The 16,106-nt window shown below is 64.4% G+C and carries 15 protein-coding genes; 11 read left to right on the forward strand and 4 right to left on the reverse strand.

Annotated features, from left to right (window positions below; translation table 11 throughout):
• Positions 1–59: 59 nt before the first annotated feature.
• The 11 genes from urtB (at position 60) to MF134_RS10325 (ending at position 12,151) form a co-directional block, all read left to right on the forward strand.
• On the forward strand, positions 60–944 hold the full coding sequence (urtB, locus tag MF134_RS10275) for an urea ABC transporter permease subunit UrtB (protein ID WP_255339663.1): 885 nt from the start codon (positions 60–62) through the stop codon (positions 942–944).
• Positions 945–998: 54 nt separating this feature from the next.
• Positions 999–2,111 carry an ABC transporter permease subunit gene (locus MF134_RS10280; protein ID WP_255339366.1) on the forward strand — a complete coding sequence of 371 codons (1,113 nt, stop codon included), beginning with the start codon at positions 999–1,001 and terminating at the stop codon, positions 2,109–2,111.
• Between the two features lies 1 nt (position 2,112).
• Positions 2,113–2,871 carry an urea ABC transporter ATP-binding protein UrtD gene (gene urtD / locus MF134_RS10285; protein ID WP_255339367.1) on the forward strand — a complete coding sequence of 253 codons (759 nt, stop codon included), beginning with the start codon at positions 2,113–2,115 and terminating at the stop codon, positions 2,869–2,871.
• Positions 2,871–3,569: an urea ABC transporter ATP-binding subunit UrtE gene (urtE, locus tag MF134_RS10290; protein WP_255339368.1), complete on the forward strand. Its 699-nt coding sequence runs from the start codon at positions 2,871–2,873 to the stop codon at positions 3,567–3,569. Before urtD ends, urtE begins: the two co-directional genes overlap by 1 nt.
• Before the next feature lie 45 nt (positions 3,570–3,614).
• Entirely contained in the window at positions 3,615–4,055 is a 441-nt protein-coding gene (locus MF134_RS10295; RefSeq protein ID WP_255339369.1) for a N,N-dimethylformamidase, small subunit, read from the forward strand.
• Between the two features lie 152 nt (positions 4,056–4,207).
• Entirely contained in the window at positions 4,208–6,610 is a 2,403-nt protein-coding gene (locus MF134_RS10300; RefSeq protein WP_255339370.1) for a LamG domain-containing protein, read from the forward strand.
• 151 nt (positions 6,611–6,761) lie between these two features.
• Positions 6,762–7,880 carry a Rieske (2Fe-2S) protein gene (locus MF134_RS10305; RefSeq protein WP_255339371.1) on the forward strand — a complete coding sequence of 373 codons (1,119 nt, stop codon included), beginning with the start codon at positions 6,762–6,764 and terminating at the stop codon, positions 7,878–7,880.
• A 2-nt stretch (positions 7,881–7,882) separates the two neighbouring features.
• Positions 7,883–8,587, forward strand: coding sequence for a tetratricopeptide repeat protein (locus MF134_RS10310; RefSeq protein ID WP_255339372.1), 705 nt, complete (start codon positions 7,883–7,885; stop codon positions 8,585–8,587).
• 37 nt (positions 8,588–8,624) lie between these two features.
• Positions 8,625–8,957 (forward strand): hypothetical protein, encoded by a 333-nt coding sequence (locus MF134_RS10315; RefSeq protein WP_255339373.1) that lies wholly within the window; start codon positions 8,625–8,627, stop codon positions 8,955–8,957.
• Between the two features lie 88 nt (positions 8,958–9,045).
• Entirely contained in the window at positions 9,046–9,843 is a 798-nt protein-coding gene (locus MF134_RS10320) for a CbbQ/NirQ/NorQ/GpvN family protein (protein WP_255339374.1), read from the forward strand.
• Positions 9,844–9,859: 16 nt separating this feature from the next.
• The gene (locus MF134_RS10325; RefSeq protein ID WP_255339375.1) at positions 9,860–12,151 is read left to right on the forward strand and encodes a nitric oxide reductase activation protein NorD; all 2,292 of its coding nucleotides are present in this window, start codon (positions 9,860–9,862) and stop codon (positions 12,149–12,151) included.
• A 1-nt stretch (position 12,152) separates the two neighbouring features.
• Here MF134_RS10325 and MF134_RS10330 read toward each other — a convergent pair whose 3' ends face one another.
• Genes MF134_RS10330 through MF134_RS10345 form a run of 4 tightly spaced genes read right to left on the reverse strand, consistent with a single transcriptional unit; the run spans position 12,153 to position 16,096 of the window.
• Entirely contained in the window at positions 12,153–13,004 is an 852-nt protein-coding gene (locus MF134_RS10330) for an urease accessory protein UreD (protein WP_255339376.1), read from the reverse strand.
• Positions 13,001–13,657 (reverse strand): urease accessory protein UreG, encoded by a 657-nt coding sequence (gene ureG / locus MF134_RS10335; protein WP_255339377.1) that lies wholly within the window; start codon positions 13,655–13,657, stop codon positions 13,001–13,003. The genes MF134_RS10330 and ureG overlap by 4 nt, the downstream gene beginning before the upstream one ends.
• A gap of 2 nt (positions 13,658–13,659) precedes the next feature.
• Positions 13,660–15,372 carry an urease subunit alpha gene (gene ureC / locus MF134_RS10340; RefSeq protein ID WP_255339378.1) on the reverse strand — a complete coding sequence of 571 codons (1,713 nt, stop codon included), beginning with the start codon at positions 15,370–15,372 and terminating at the stop codon, positions 13,660–13,662.
• 25 nt (positions 15,373–15,397) lie between these two features.
• Positions 15,398–16,096 carry an urease subunit beta gene (locus tag MF134_RS10345; RefSeq protein ID WP_255339379.1) on the reverse strand — a complete coding sequence of 233 codons (699 nt, stop codon included), beginning with the start codon at positions 16,094–16,096 and terminating at the stop codon, positions 15,398–15,400.
• Positions 16,097–16,106: the final 10 nt, after the last annotated feature.

Below are 16,106 nucleotides of genomic sequence, written 5' to 3' on the forward strand. Positions count from 1 at the left end.
GATCCGCGGGGTTCATCCCCGCGGATACGATCTGCCGATCACCAAGACACGGGGCGCCTCTGGTGGACTTCACGCTTGCATCCTTTGTGAACGCATTGATCCTCGGCTTGAGCATCGGGAGTATTTTCCTGGTTGCGGCCCTAGGTCTGACCATCATCTACGGCACCGCCGGCGTCATAAACATGGCGCATGGCGAGTTCATCATGCTGGGGGCCTATGCGTCCTACACGCTCCAGAACTATCTTGGCGTTCCGTTCTTTCTCTGCATTCCGCTGTCCTTTGTCGTGGTGGCGCTGATCGGTCTGGTGATCGAACGGCTGCTGATCCGCTATCTCTATGACCGACCGCTCGATACGCTCTTGGCGACCTGGGGTGTCTCCCTTGTCCTGATGCAGGGCGTTCGGCTGATCTTCGGCAGCGACCCGAAATACATCCAGATGCCGTCCTTCCTGTCGACCAACATCGCCGCCGGGCCGATCAGTGTCTCCATCTTCCGGGTCTTCATCTTTCTGGTCGGAATCGGGCTGGTCGCAGCCGTGTGGTGGCTGTTCTACAAGACCGAGTTTGGCATCAAGCTACGCGCGGTGACCCAGAACAAGGAGATGGCGGCCTCGTTCGGCATCAACTCCGGCCAGGTCTACGCGCTGACCTTCGCGCTCGGCGCCGGCCTCGCGGGGATCGCGGGTTCGCTCTTCGGCGTCCTCAACATCGTGCTGCCGACCATGGGCATGGGCTACGTCGTCGAGGCGTTCCTGATCGTGGTGACGGGTGGCGGCGCACTCCTCGGAAGCATTCTGGCGAGCGGCGTCACCGGCGAGGCGCAGTCGATCTTCGCCTACATCTTCAACGATACTTTCGCGCAGTTCCTGGTCTTCGTCCTGATCGTGATCTTCCTCCGCTTCCGGCCCCAGGGGCTGATTGCGACCGGCGGGGCGCGGCGCTGATGATCTGCCAGTCTGACCGAACGTCCCTCAGCGCGAACATCGGGCGATAGTACAATGGAAAAGAACCTCTATCATAACCGCCTGCTTCAATGGCTCGTCTATGTGGTGTTCTTTGCCGCTCTTGCCGTGATCCCGCTGGTCATGGATGACGCGTTTCTCCTGAATCAACTCGCGACCTACGGCGTCTATGGCATGCTGGCGCTTTCGATCAGCCTGTGCTGGGGGTTCGGCGGCATCCTCAATCTGGGGCAGGGGATCGCCTTCGGCCTTGGCGCCTACGGCATGGCCATGACCATGCAGATGCAGACCCAGGACCCCGAGTACAGCCCGATCCCGCCCTTCATGCTGAACAACGGGCTCGATGCGCTGCCGGCGATCTGGGAGCCGTTCTGGAACACCGGCTTCGGCATCGCTCTGGCCCTGATCGTTCCGACGGTCTTCTATCTGATCTTCGGTGGCCTGATGTTCCAGGCGCGGGTGGCAGGGCCGTTCTTCGCCATCATGACGCTCGCTATCCTCAGCGCGCTCGCGACGCTCTTTGTTGATCTTCAGCCCTATACGAACGGTGTCAACGGCATCTCGCCCCCAGCTGCGCTCGATATCGGCGGTTTCGTCATCGACCCGTATATGAGCACGTCCTATTGGGTGGTGTTCGCGCTTCTCGTCCTGTCGACCGTCGCCGCGAAGCTTCTGACCCAAAGCCGCTTCGGGCTCATCGTCCAAGCCCTCCACAACGACTCCGAGCGGGTGCGCTTCCTCGGCTACAACGTCGCTATCTACGAGACGCTGGTCTACGCGGCCTCGGGTCTGATCGCGGCCATCGCCGGCTGCTGCTTCGCCTTTCTGACGCAGTACGTCTCGCCGGCCCAGTTCGATGTCGGGTTCTCGATCTCGATGGTGATCTGGGCCGCGATCGGAGGCAGGAACTCGCTACTTTGGGCGATCATCGGGGCGTTCCTTGTCCAGGGGGCACAGAGCTACGTGGGTGACGAGTTCCTGAATAGCTGGATCCTGATCCTTGGCTTCTCCTTCATTCTGATCGTGCGCTTCCTGCCGGGCGGCCTCGGTGGACTGGCGGAAACGCTGCTCGGGATGGTGAGCCGCAAACGCGAGACGCAGGAAAGCCTGACCGTGGGTGCGGGCGAACCCGAGACGAGGGGAGCCTGAAATGGTCGGCGTTCTTGAAATCAAGGATCTGCACAAGAGCTTCGACGCGACCAAGGTCATCAACGGCTTCAGTCTCGCGGTCACCGAGATGACCCTGCAGTGCCTGGTCGGACCGAACGGGGCCGGCAAGACCACGACCATCGACCTGATCAGCGGGCGCCAGAAGCCGACCTCCGGCGAGATCACCTTTCGCGAGGAGAACATCACCGGCCTCAGCGAGCACGAGATCGCCCGCCGGGGGATCGGCCGGAAGTTTCAGGTGCCCGCTGTGTTCCGCGAGCTGACGGTCAGGCAGAACCTCGAGGTTGCCTACAATCGCGAGACCAGCGCCGTTCGCAACATGTTCAGCTTCAAGCCGGACGGTTGCGCCAAGCGGCTGGAGGAAATTGCAGCCGATGTCGGCCTCACCGAACGACTGGGGATCAAGGCGGGGACGCTGTCCCATGGCGAGACCCAGTGGCTGGAGATTGGCATGGTGCTCATGCAGGACCCGGCGATGCTGCTCCTCGACGAGCCGGTCGCCGGCATGACCGAGCACGAGATGGACAAGACGGTCGAGATTCTCAACCGCCTGAAGAAGACCAACACGATCATCGTCGTCGAGCACGACATGGGCTTCGTGCGGCGCATCGCCGATGTCGTCACGGTCATGCACATGGGCTCGCTGCTCGCCCAGGGATCGATCGCCGACATCGAAAAGGACGAGCGGGTTCGGGAAGTCTATCTGGGCACCGAGGATGACGAGGAGAGCGTTCACTGATGCTTATGCAGCTCGAAGACGTCAGCTCCTATTACGGCAAGACGCCGATCCTCAAGCGCATCGACCTCAACGTGCCGAAGGGCTCGTGCGTCTGCGTCCTCGGCCGCAACGGCGTCGGCAAGACGACGCTGGTGCGCACCATCATGGGGCTTGTGGACCGCATGACCGGCAAGCTCTCGCTGTCCGGCGACGATTTGAGCAACTCGCGAACCGACGAGCGCGCCAAGCACGGGATCGGCTACATCCCGCAGGGGCGCCAGATCCTCGGCAAGTTCACCGTCCGCGAGAACATTCTGCTCGGAACCTTCGCCAAGAAGAACCGCACCTCCGAGATACCGGAAATGTGCCTGGAGCTGTTTCCCTATCTTCGCGAGAACCTCAACCGGCGGGCAGGCCTACTGTCCGGTGGCCAGCAGCAGCAGCTGGCAATCGCCAGGGCGCTCGCCGTCGACCCGCAGATCCTGCTGCTCGACGAGCCGACCGAGGGCATCCAGCCCAACATCGTCGCGGAGATCGGCGAGACCCTGCAGATGCTCAACAAGAAGCTCGGCATCACGCTGATCCTGACCGAGCAGCACATCAAGGTGGCCCGCAAGCTGGGCGACCGTTTCGTCATGATGGACAACGGCCGGGTGGTGGAGGAGGGCGAGATCTCCGCCCTGACCGACGAGGTCGTCCACCGCCACATGACGGTTTGAGGCTCTGAAACACAGAAACATCGTTTGAAAACAAGGAGGATTGCAATGGAACCCATTCCGCCGAAAGGCAGCCCCGAACGCGACTCGATGATCAAGGAGCACAAGGAGTGCACCGAGTCGATGAAGGGTGTCGCCGGTTTTTCGATCCTCAAATGCAAGACCCAGGGCGACACGACCGAGCTCGAGGGCGGCGTTCACGAGCATCCCCATCTCAAGCGCGTCCTGTTGCGGATGCGCGGGGAATCCGTGGTCGGCAAGCTGATCATCGTCTGCACCAAGGTTGAAGAGGAGTGGCGGATCGCCAGGCTCTCCGGGATTCGCGGCGTTCCGCCTGAATTCGTCGGCGACAAGGTCTACACGAACGAGCAAGACGCTCAGCACGACATCTTCCTGATGCGGCTCGAGGAACTTCCCGAGACGGCCGGTATGCCCGAACACTACAATCCGGGTTGGAAGCGCCGTGATGACAACTGGCCGGTGACCTGAGGCCAGTGAAGCCCATGCAGGGCGAGGGCAGGCGCTAGTTCCAAAGGCGACTGCCCCGATCCATACACGCAAATCGACATGAAGAGCTGACCCAGCGTGCCCGCAGCAGCGCGAACGGTCACTTGCGCCCAGATTTCGAGAGGAAACCAGCGATGTCAGCCATGCGCCTGACCGGATATGCCGACAAGTTCGGCGTGCATCCCGGCGATACCATCAAGTTCCTGATCAATTGCGACGGTCCCTCGGAATACAAGGCCGAGATTGTCCAGATGATCAACGGCGACACCAATCCGCGCGGGCCGGGTTTCATTGAAAAGCCCGTCCCGGGAAGCCTCGATGAGACGTTTTCCGGCCGTAAGCAGATCATTCACAGCGGCTCCTATGGCTTCGTGGAAGACTGCAAGGCGCTGCGCGTCGACAGCTTCACGCTGCAGTGCTGGATCTGGCCGACGACGCCCACCACCCATCCGAAATACTGGAAGCACGGCTCGCAGGGGCTCGTCACCAAGTGGATGGACGGCAAAGGCTATGGTCTCTTCATCAACCCGGACGGCCATGTCGAGGTGCGCGTGAACGGAGCGACGCTGACGAGCGCCGTGAAGGTCCGCGATCACGCCTGGCATTTCATCGCCGCGACCTTCGACGCCGAGACCGGTGATCTGACTCTCTATCACGAGCCGCAGATCCAGTATGCCCTCGATCCGGTGGTCGAGCCGGTCACCACGAAGGTTTCGGAAAAGATCAGCCATACGCCGGTCCCGGCGGCGATCGCTGCCTATGGCAGCGAGATCACCGACGATCCCCTGGCGCAGTCGTCGCTTCCGGCCGGCGTGGTCTTCACCGGCAAGTACAACGGCAAGATCGACACGCCGCGGATCTGCAAGGTGGCGCTGTCGCGTCTCGAGATCGAGACGATGAAGCTCGGTGCCCAGCCGGGCCTGACGGAGCGCCGCAACTCCGGCCCGACCGGAGCCCTGTCCGAGGTGATCGTCGCGGCCTGGGAGTTTTCCGAAGGCATCGACACGATCATTGCCAAGGATTGCGGCCCCTACCGGCTCGACGCCAGGCTGGTGAACATTCCGACCCGCGGCATGACCGGCCACAACTGGTCCGGCACGGTGTTCGACTGGAAGCAGGCGCCGAAGGAATATGGCGCGATCAGCTTCCACGATGACGACGTCGACGACGCGCGCTGGGAAGTCGATTTCGAATGGACGGTTCCCGAAGATTGCAAGAGCCGCTTTTATGCCGCCAAGCTGACGACCGCCGACGGCGACGAGGACTATATCCCCTTCTGGGTCGTGCCGCGCATCGGCGAGGAACAGTCGAAGATCGCGGTCATGGTTCCGACGATCAGCTACATGGCCTATGCCAACGAGCACGTGGCCTGTAACGCGGGTGCGGCGGAGCTCTTTGTCTACCGCGTGCCGATCATGCAGCACCAGAACATGTTCCTGGCCGAGCATCGCGAATATGGCGGGTCGATCTACGACACCCATACCGACGGGACCGGCATCTGCTTCTCCTCGCGCCTGCGGCCGATCCTCAGCATCCGGCCGAAATACGATCACTTCCTCGCCCAGGCGCCCTGGCAGTATCCGGCGGATCTCCATCTGATCTACTGGCTGGAGACCATGGGCTACGATTACGACGTGTTCACCGACGAAGACCTGACCTATGACGGTCTCGCGCGAATCGAGAACTACAACGTCATCATCACCGGCTCGCATCCCGAGCACAATTCGGGCACCCAGCTCGACGCGCTGCACAACTACACCCAGCGCGGAGGCCGCCTGATGTATATGGGAGCGGACGCCTGGTATTGGGTGCATTCCTTCCATCCCGCCTATGACGACAAGGGCCGCGGCGTCGTCACCGAAATGCGCCGCTGCGAATCCGGTATCCGCACCTGGCGCGCCGATCCGGGCGAATACTATCATGCAGGCACCGGCGAGCTCGGCGGCATGTGGCGCTATCGCGGCCGCTATCTGCACTCGGTCGCGGGCGTCGGCATGTCGTCGGAAGGCTTCGACGTGTCGAGATACTTCTCGCGCACGCCCGACAGTAACGATCCGCGCGTCTCCTGGGCGTTCGAGGGTATCGAATATGACGAGAACCTCGGCAATTTCGGGCTTGTCGGCGGCGGTGCCGCGGGTTTGGAACTCGACATCGTCGACACCACCCTCGGCTCGCCCCCACATACCCTGACCGTCGCGACCTCGGCCGGTCGTCATACGGAAGCATATCTTCTGGTCATGGAGGATTTCGGCTTCAACCAGCAGGGTCTCGACGGCACCACCCATCCGCGCGTGCGCGGCGACATCGCTTATCACGAAACTCCGAATGGCGGCGCCTGCTTCTCCTTCTCCTCGATCGCCTATTGCGGCTCGCTCCCTTGGAACAATTGCGACAACAACATCTCGCGCTTGACCAAGAACGTCCTCGACCGCTTCGCGATGGACGGACCGCTCCCGGCGGTGCCGGAGTCCGAGATCAAGTATCGCGGCCGGGCGGATTATGCGGACGTCGAAGGGCCCGTGCGCCTGCCAGCCTGATCCCGGCCGGCAAAGAGACTGTCGTCGGAGCGCTCCAGGGCGTCCCGGCGACTGGTGGCGAAGCGTGCTGGTCAACGTCCGAAAACCACGAGCACCAGCAGCCCGCTATCCGACCGAAAGACCGAACTCAGACGACACACCGGAGTGTGGAATGGTTAGACGGCCCGACATCGGCTATTGGGACGAAGGGCTCGATCTCGCAGATCCGGCGAACTATGCTGGCGCCACGCTGCCCTTCGGGACGGCGAACCTGCTGCCGGCGGTGGCCCATCGATCCCTGCAATTTGCCTATCTGGAAGACGAGGCGGTGTGGACCCGCGACTGGGTGGCGATCGGAACCGCGGCGGATCTTCCTGAAGAGGGCGATCTGTTGCCCTTCACTCTCGGCTATCATGGCATCCATATCCAGCGCATATCGGGCGGGGGCCTCGAAGGCCGCTTCAACATGGCCCAGCACGGCGGGTGCCGGATCGTGCCCACCCAGTGCCAGAACGGCACCAAGACCAAATGCTCCTTCACATCCTGCGGCTACAGCCGCGACCGGAAGCCAATCTCCATCGCCAGGGAAGGCGGCAACACCGCCGCCATGTATCAGTATCTCGGGCTGAGGCCGGAGCGCCTCTATCCGGTCCGGACCTTCACCCTCGGCAGCGTCGTCTTCGCCAATGTCGATCCGGAGGGCCATGCCCCAGGATGGAAGGACGACGTCGCGGTGCCCGAAGCCCTGCAAGCGGGCCGAGCCACCCGAACCGCCGAGCAATGGTTCGAGTTCGACGCCAATTGGAAGATCGCCGGCCAGTCGCTCGCCTTTGTCGAGGAGGAGATCTTCGCCGATCGACACATCCTTGAGGGATGGCGCGGAACGGCCGATGGCGAGCGGATCGACGTCCTCTGGCTGTTCCCCAATCTCGTCATTCTGTCGAAGGGCATCGAAGCCTGTGTGGTCGTCATCCAGCAGACGGCCCTCGGCAAGACGCTCTTTCGCACCCAGGTTTTCGTGGCCGCTGGCGCATCCGCAACCAATCCGGATGCCTGGCTCGCGCTCGTCTCGCAGGCTGGAGAACGGGCCGAGACGCTCCAGCGTGCGATCGCTGCGCAGCCGGCCGCGAACGACGATCGCTCCGCGGAAGAGACTGATGGTTCGCAAGATGTTCAGACGGATCTGTCCGGCTGGTGGTTGCAGCGGGCCCTGATCGATCGCCTGGTGACGATGCCGAAGGTCGAGAGCGACGTTCCGATGTACCAGCCCGTAGGGAATTACATGATATGACCATGGCAGCGACATCCGCGACTTCGCAAGAGGCTACGCCGACGCCCGAGCTTGCGGCAGCCGGGCGTCTCTATGAACACGGACGGTTCGAGGAAGCCGCCGCGAGGTTTGCCGATCTTGCCGAAAAGGGCGACGCGCTCGCCTGCTTCTGGCTGTCGATCTGCCACGCCAACGGCGACGGCCTGCCGCGCTCGGACGAGAAGGCCTTCGAGACCTGCCTTCGCGCGGCCGAACTCGGCAACGTCCAGGCCAAGACCAATCTCGGCGTGATGTACATCGAGGGGAAGGGCGTCGTGAAGGATGCCGAGCGCGGGCTTGCCTGGCTCGGCGAAGCCGCCGAGGACGGCGACATGGGCGCCCAGTTCAATGCCGCGACGATCCTGTCCGCCGGCAAGGCCGTCGAACAGGATTGGGACCGCGCCGTGCGCTACTATCGCATGGCGGCCGAGCGCGGCTACTATCCCGCCCAGGCGCGCCTCGGCTTCTGCTATCGGAACGGTCTGGGCGTGGAAAAGAGCCGCGTCCAGGCCTTCGTCTGGCTTTCGCTCGCCGCACAGCATGGCGTTGGAACCGCGATCACGATCCTCGAGAGCACCGTTAACGAGATGTCGGCAGACGAGAAGGCCGAAGGGATGGCTCTCGTGCGCCAATGGCAGACCCGGACCCGCGACGTCTCGGAGCGCGCTTCCTTCCGGGTCGTGCCGTGACAGGGGAGAACCGCCTGCGGGGATCGAGAGGCGAGCCATGAGATTCAGCGTGCAGCAGATCAAATACGAGCTTCTCTATGCCATCCGCGAATATGATTCCGACGGCAGCAAGTGGCAGATCGCGATCTCCGAGGTGGAGCCGACCGAAGCGCTGAAGGCGCGAGGCCTCGACCCCGAGGCCTATCTCTTCCTTGGGAAACCGGCGAGCACCAACCGCGCGGCGGTGCTGGTGCGCGACTTCATGATGGGCCGGTGTCTCGTCCAGCCGGCCGAGCCGTCGGCGACGGCCAGCGGCGAGCCCGGCGACTGGGTGGTCATGTTCCGCGACAAGGCCTCGCTTCCCACCGATGCGGTGGTCTCGCTCGCCTGAGGGATATGCCCTGACATGGCTTTGCCGGGAGAGATAGACTGATGCGGTACAGGGTCTTCGAGGGCATGGACCCGTGGGAAGCTGAAAGATGAGTCTCGATCCGTTCCGCATTGCTGACGAGCCATTCTACAGCCCCGTTGCGGAGGAGATGACGCTGTTCGAGGCGGCATACGCGGAACGGCTTCCCGTCATGCTCAAGGGGCCCACCGGCTGCGGCAAGACGCGCTTCGTCGAGCACATGGCCTGGAAGCTTGGCCGCCCGCTCGTGACCATCGCCTGCCATGAGGACATGACGGCCGCCGATCTGGTGGGCAGGTTCCTGCTCGATGGCGACGCGACCGTCTGGCGCGATGGGCCGATGACCCAGGCGGTGCGGGGCGGGGCGATCTGCTACCTCGACGAGATCGTCGAAGCCCGGCAGGACACGACCGTCGTCATCCATCCGCTTACCGACGAACGCCGCGTGCTGATGCTGGAAAAGAAGAACGAGCTGATCCCGGCCCATGAGGACTTCTTTCTCGTGATCTCCTACAATCCCGGCTATCAGAGCGCGGTGAAGGACCTGAAGGAATCCACCAAGCAGCGCTTCGCCGCCATCGACTTCGACTATGCCGAGCCGGAGCGTGAGGCCAGGATCGTCGCCGCGGAAGCTGGCATCCAGCCCGCGCTAGCCGACACGTTGGTCAAGATCGCCCGTGCTTCGCGCAATCTTCGCGGCCACGGACTGGAGGAAGGCGCTTCGACCCGCACGATCATCCGCGCTGGCAAGCTGATCTCGCGCGGGATCGGCGTCGAACAGGCCTGCGAAATGGCGATCGTCGCGCCCCTGACCGACAGCCCCGACACGCGCAGCGCGCTGCGCTCCGCGGTGCAGGCCTGTCTCTAGCGCGCGGACTGCACCGATGTCCGGAGAAGCGACGAACGACGCTGTTCGCGACGAGCGTGATCCGCTGGAGAACGAACTCTCCGCCCGTCCGGCCCTTCTCGACGGATATCTGCGGGCGCGAGCCAATGCGGCTCGCGTTCTGGGATCCGAGCACATCGAGTCCTGGAAGAGCGTCAGCCGTTCGCTCTATCATCTGAATGCCGGCCCAGGCGTCCTCGAAGGTCTCTGGTCGTTCGAGAGCCGCGCTTTGCCGCGGATCGATCCGGCGACGCTTCCGGTGCTGGGAGAGGCGGTCGCCGAACTCTGCCGTCATGCGGGCGCCCGGTGTGCGGCAAAGGCCGTCACGGGGGCGCGAGATCGTGTGCCCCATGGCGGCGATCCGAGCGAGGCTCTGGAGTGGCTCAAACTCCTGGCGCAACTCGCTCGCCGCGCGCCCGAGGCTCTCGCCCCCTTTCTTGGCAGCGCCGACATGCTGCTCTCGCGTCTTGCCCTGCCTGATCTCGCCGCCTGGATCGAAGACGGGCTCCGCTTTCATGTACGCGACCGGCGCCGACGGATCGCCTATTTTCGTCTCGACGATCCTCTCGCGCACCGCAGGCTTGCCGTCCATGAGGGCCGATCCCGCCTTTCCGGCCATGCCGACCGGCTCGCACTCTTTGCGCGGTGCCTGTTCGATGTGGAACTGCGCTGCGAGGCCTTGCCGGCCGGCCCGGACGATGAAGCGCCGCTGACCCGCGCCCGCCTTGGGGCTGGGCGTCTGCTCGTGCCGGAGGGGTTGCAGGCGCCGGCCGGACACGAGGCCAAAGCCTTCTTCGAGGCCATGACGGCCCATGCCGCGGCGCATCTCGTTTTTACCCGCGAACGTTTTGCCATCGGTAAGCTCAAGCCCTTGCAGATCGCCCTGACCGGTCTTTTGGAGGATGCGCGCGTTGAACGGCTCGCGGCGGCGCGCTATCCGGGGCTCATGCGCCTGTGGCTGTCTTTCCATGGCGTCGCACGACCGGCACGGACCGTGCAGTCCCTGTTCGCCCGCCTGTCGCGCGGGCTGCTCGATCCTGCTTTCGAGGTTGCCGACGGCTGGGTCGTTAAGGGCCGCCGTCTGTTCGAGGCGGCCTTCGCCGAGGACCCGCACCGCCAGACCCTGGCGCGGGAGATCGCCGATATCCTGGGCCACGACCTCGGCCAGATGCGCATTCCCTTCGACGCCAAGGCCTATCGCGTGGAGCCGAGCTATCGCGACGACGGCATCGGCCTTTTCGACGTGCCGGACGATGCCGAGACCGATCCCCTGGATCTGATGGTCGAGGGCGCGCGCATGACGCCCGAGCCGGAAGAGGGTGGCTCGCAGTTAGGAGCGGGTGAGGACGCTGGACGGGCGAATGCCTCTCAGGCGGAGACGTCCGATCTTGGGGCTGTCGTCGCGACGCTGCCCGAATGGGATTACCGCCTCAACGCAGAGCATCCCGACTTCGTCACGATCCGGCAAGCGACCATGGACGGTGGAGACCCGGCGCGCCTTCTGACAGCCCTGGACGAGAGCCGCTCCGTGGCGAGCCGCATCCACGCCCTGCTGCGCCGCGCACGCATCGATCGTCCCGTGCGCCTGAAGCGGCAGATGGAGGGCGAGGAGATCGACATGGAGGCGGTCCAGGATCTCGTTGTCTCCCGGCGCCTGGGCGAGGTGCCCGATCCCCGCATCTATTCGACGAAGCAGCGTCGCGGCCGTGACCTTGCCGTAATGCTTCTCCTCGACACATCGCAATCGACGGCCGATCCCGTTGGCGACGGGCAGAAGACCGTGCTCGACGTGGCGAGCCTCGCGATCGCGATCCTCGGCAGCGAGATGGAGAAGCTCGGCGACCCGTTCGCGGTTCTGTCCTTCGCTTCAAACGGTCGCGAGAATGTCCGGCTGGGAGAGGTGAAAGCCTTCGATGAGATGGTTGATGCGATGATCCCGCGTCTTGCCGGGCTGCGGCCCGGCTATTCGACCCGTCTGGGCGCTGCCGCGCGCCATGCCGCCGATGGCTTGGCAACCCGCCACAACCACCGGCGCGTACTGATCGTCGTCAGTGACGGGGAACCGTCCGATGTGGATGTCGATGATGCGCGCTATCTCGGCGAAGACGCCAGGCGGGCGGTGCTCAACGTCCGCGACCGTGGTCTCGACGTCTTTTGCGTGGCGCTGGGCGATGCGGCCGATCGTGCCGCGGCCCCGATCTTCGGCCGCCGGAACACGTTGGCAGTGAGGCGGATCACCGACCTGCCGGAACGCTTGGCAGCCCTCTATTTCCGGCTGACGGTGAGCTGATCTACTTGCGCCTTGGCGCCGGGGCGATGCCGAAGCGCGCGAGGAAGGCCGCGCCAAACGCGGCGTCGAGCGCACGCGCATAGGCAGGGCCGTCCTTGGCGAGGATGCGCAAGCCGAGGCCGCAGCCACGCGGCAGTGCGCTGATCGCGAGGCGCGCTCCGCAGCCCGCCACCGCCTCTGCGAGTTCGGCTGCCGCCAGCCTGTCCCCGAACCCCAAAAGCAGCACCGTTCCGGCGATCGCATGGCCATGGAGGGGTCCGGCCGGTTCGTTCAGCCGCCGGCCCTCGACGAATTGGCGATCGACCATGACGCGGCGGCCGCCGATGGAGACGTCGGCCACGGACCGATAGGCCTCCGGTGCTCGGCAGAGTCGCTTGGGATCATGCAACAGAAACCCGTCCGAGATGACGGCGCAGGCGCCATCGGCCAGGCTGAGCGCGATTTCCGTATCGGCGAAGGAGCCGGGAAAGAGGATCTGCGGGTCGGGCGTGAAGGCGAGGAATGCCCCGTCTTCGACGGTGAGGTCGTAGCGGGTCGAGGCGCGCGGGCGTTCGCCACCCTGGACGATCGTGGAGGCCTGCGTCGTCAGATGAAGATTCGCGCCCGCCCGCGCCGCGATCCGCAGCCGCAGATCTTCCCCCGCATAGAGGCCGCCGGAGGAGGACTGCATGTAAAGGGTGGAGACGTCGGCTCGTGCTGCGTCGAGCTGAAACGGCCGGGTCATGTGGAACGGGTAGGTGACGTATTGCGACGTCAGAACCGTCCGTCCGCCACGTTTCTCGGCCACCAGTTCGATCTGCGGGCGTAAGCCGGCGCCCTGATCGGGCAGGGCGGTGAGAACATGCTGGTTCACCGGGCCACCAGCACGGCTTCGGCGATGGCGTCGGCGACGGCTGCAACATTCTCGCCACTCCGGCAGTTCGTGGCGACGACCGGTCGGCCGTCCCTCACGGATCGCGCCTCCTCGAGCATGCGCCCCAGATCGACACCGACATGAGGCGCAAGGTCCACCTTGTTGACTACGAGCAGGTCGCATTGGAGGACGCCCGGGCCGCGCTTGCGGGGGATGTCGTCTCCGCCGGCCACGTCGATGACGAAAATCCACCAGTCGACCAGATCGAGCGAAAAGGTCGAGGCGAGGTTGTCGCCGCCGGATTCGATGATGGTGAGTTCGAGGTCCCGATAGAGCCGGTCGAGCTGGTCGGCTGCAATGATGTTCAGCGTCGGGTCTTCCCGGATCACCGTATGGGGGCAGGCTCCGGCCTCGACGGCGAGGACTCTGGCCGGATCGATCGCACCGCCCTTGCGCAGACGTTCGGCGTCCTCGGCGGTGACGAGGTCGTTGGTGATCACGGCGGTCGAGATGGAGCGCTTCGCCAGATGCACGAGCAGCTGTTCGATCAGAGCGGTCTTGCCGGAGCCAACAGGGCCGCCGATGCCGACACGGGCCGCACCGAGAGGCTTTGTCCCGGTTTCGGCAGCGGGGATATTGTCGATCGTGTCCATGATCACCTCAGCATGTAGCGCTGCGCCAATGGCAGCACTTTCGCCGGCTCGCAGGTGGCCAACTGCCCGTCGACGGTGACGTCGAACGTGGCGGGATCGACCTCGATCGAAGGCAGCGCGTCATTGTGGAGCATGTCGGCCTTGGTTAGCGAGCGCGTGCCGCTGGCCGGCAGAAGCTGCTTGGTGAGGCCGAGAGACGCGGCAAGGCCGTCCTCGATCGCATAAGGGTGCACGAAGCAGGCCGACAGCGCCTTCTTCGCCTCGCCGAAGGCACCCCATTGCGGCCGCAGCATCAGCGGTTCGCAGGTCATCAGCGAGGCCGCGCTGTCGCCCATGGCGCCCCAGGCGATGAAGCCGCCCTTGATCACCAGTTCGGGCTTCGAGCCGAAATAGGCCGGTCGCCAGACAACGATGTCGGCTAGCTTGCCGTCCTCCAGCGACCCGATATGGGCGTCGATGCCGAAGGTCTTTGCAGCGTTGATCGTGTATTTCGCCAGATAGCGCTTGATCCGCTCGTTGTCGCCGATCCTGGTCGTCTCCGTCGGCAGCCGGCCGCGCTGATCCTTCATCTTCGAGGCGAGCTGCCAGGTGCGTGTGATCACCTCGTTGATCCGGCCCATGCCCTGGCTGTCGGATCCGAGCATCGAGATCGCGCCGAGATCGTGGAGGATGTCTTCCGCCGCGATGGTCTGCGGACGAATCCGGCTTTCGGCAAACGCCACGTCCTCCGGGATCGCCGGATTGAGGTGGTGACAGATCATCGTCATGTCGAGATGTTCGTCGAAGGTGTTGATCGTGTATGGATTGGTCGGGTTCGTCGACGAGGGCAGGCAGTTGGCGATGCCGGCGACGCGGATGATGTCCGGTGCGTGTCCGCCGCCGGCACCCTCGGTGTGATACATGTGGATGGTGCGGCCGGAGATTGCCGCGAGCGTATCCTCGAGAAAGCCGGACTCGTTCAGCGTGTCGGTGTGGATCTGGACCTGGAAGTCGATGTCGTCGGCGACCGAAAGGCAGGTGTCGATCGCCGCCGGCATCGAACCCCAGTCCTCGTGGAGCTTGAGGCCCAGGCAGCCGGTGCGCATCTGCTCAATGAGGGAGGCCGGCTTATGGGAGTTGCCACGGCCGAGAAAGCCGAAATTGATCGGCCAGGATTCGGACGCCTGCAGCATCTTGCCAGTGTTGAAAGGCCCGCCGGAATCGATTCCCACCGTGATGGGGCCAAGCGACCCGCCGAGCATGGTGGTGATGCCGCTCGAAATCGCGTGTTCGCAAAGCTGGGCGCTATCGAAATGGACGTGGACGTCGATGGCGCCGGCCGTGGCGATCAGCCCCTCGCAGTCGCGCACGGTCGTCGCGGCCGAAACCTGCAGACGCGGGTCGACGCCGTCCATGATCGCGGGGTTGCCGGCCTTGCCGATGCCAACGATGCGGCCGTCCTTGATGCCGAGATCGCCCTTGACGATGCCGATGACCGGATCGATCACCAGAACGTTGACCAGGAGCATATCGAGCGCGCCCTCGGCGCTGGTCAGGCCCGCGACCATGCCGATGCCATCGCGCAGCGTCTTGCCACCGCCGTGCAGGCATTCGTCGCCATAGACCGCATGGTCCTTCTCGACGACGGCGATCAGTGAAGTGTCGCCGAGGCGCACGCCGTCGCCGGTCGTCGGGCCATACATGGCGGCATAATCGCGTCTGCTGATGGTGGTCATGGCGTCGGGCCCTTGAAGAGAAATGTCATGCTCCGGAAAAGCCTTTGGCGCGGGCTTTTTGAATCGCGGCGTCGCGCTCGGCGTCGGTGGTCGTGCCGCCGTCGGTCAGGGCGTTCAGCCCGCCGACTTCCCTGGTGCCGCCCAGGGCGACGAGATTCACCGTCTTGCCCTGTCCGGGCTCGAACCGGACGGCGGTGCCCGCGGGTACGTCGAGACGCATGCCGAAGGCCTTCGCCCGATCGAAGTCGAGCGCCTTGTTGGCTTCGAAGAAATGGAAATGGCTGCCGATCTGAACCGGCCGGTCGCCGGTGTTCGTCACGTCGAGCTGTTCCTTGCGGCGGCCGGCATTGAGTTCGATCTCGCCGTCGTCCGGGATGATCTCGCCGGGCATGGTCGGATCGGCCTCCTGTTGCCCCTCCGCCGGCCGGATCGGCTCGTGGACGGTGACGAGCTTGGTGCCGTCGGGAAAGGTCGCTTCGACCTGCAGAACGGGGAGCATCGCCGGCACGCCCGGCATCACGTCGTCCGAGGTCAGGATGGTCGCGCCGAAGGACATCATCTCGGCGACGCTGCGGCCGTCGCGCGCGCCTTCCAGGATTTCGTCGCAGATCAGCGCCGTCGCTTCCGGCGCATTCAGCTTGACGCCGCGCGCCCGGCGCTTTCGGGCGAGCTCCGCCGCCGTGAAGATGGTCAGGCGTTCGTTTTCGGTCGGGGTCAGAAGCATGGGCCGTCCT

It is taken from the genome of Jiella marina, from assembly GCF_024359545.1.
In the GTDB taxonomy this organism is placed as follows: Bacteria; Pseudomonadota; Alphaproteobacteria; order Rhizobiales; family Rhizobiaceae; genus Jiella.

Coding starts and splice junctions, on each gene's coding strand:
- MF134_RS10305 (WP_255339371.1), top strand. CDS start 6,762: ATGGTTAGACGGCCCGACATCGGCTATTGGGACGAAGGGCTCGATCTC.
- urtD (WP_255339367.1), top strand. CDS start 2,113: ATGGTCGGCGTTCTTGAAATCAAGGATCTGCACAAGAGCTTCGACGCG.
- MF134_RS10280 (WP_255339366.1), top strand. CDS start 999: ATGGAAAAGAACCTCTATCATAACCGCCTGCTTCAATGGCTCGTCTAT.
- ureG (WP_255339377.1), bottom strand. CDS start 13,657: ATGGACACGATCGACAATATCCCCGCTGCCGAAACCGGGACAAAGCCT.
- ureC (WP_255339378.1), bottom strand. CDS start 15,372: ATGACCACCATCAGCAGACGCGATTATGCCGCCATGTATGGCCCGACG.
- MF134_RS10325 (WP_255339375.1), top strand. CDS start 9,860: ATGTCCGGAGAAGCGACGAACGACGCTGTTCGCGACGAGCGTGATCCG.
- MF134_RS10345 (WP_255339379.1), bottom strand. CDS start 16,096: ATGCTTCTGACCCCGACCGAAAACGAACGCCTGACCATCTTCACGGCG.
- MF134_RS10295 (WP_255339369.1), top strand. CDS start 3,615: ATGGAACCCATTCCGCCGAAAGGCAGCCCCGAACGCGACTCGATGATC.
- MF134_RS10320 (WP_255339374.1), top strand. CDS start 9,046: ATGAGTCTCGATCCGTTCCGCATTGCTGACGAGCCATTCTACAGCCCC.
- urtE (WP_255339368.1), top strand. CDS start 2,871: ATGCTTATGCAGCTCGAAGACGTCAGCTCCTATTACGGCAAGACGCCG.
- MF134_RS10310 (WP_255339372.1), top strand. CDS start 7,883: ATGGCAGCGACATCCGCGACTTCGCAAGAGGCTACGCCGACGCCCGAG.
- MF134_RS10315 (WP_255339373.1), top strand. CDS start 8,625: ATGAGATTCAGCGTGCAGCAGATCAAATACGAGCTTCTCTATGCCATC.
- MF134_RS10300 (WP_255339370.1), top strand. CDS start 4,208: ATGTCAGCCATGCGCCTGACCGGATATGCCGACAAGTTCGGCGTGCAT.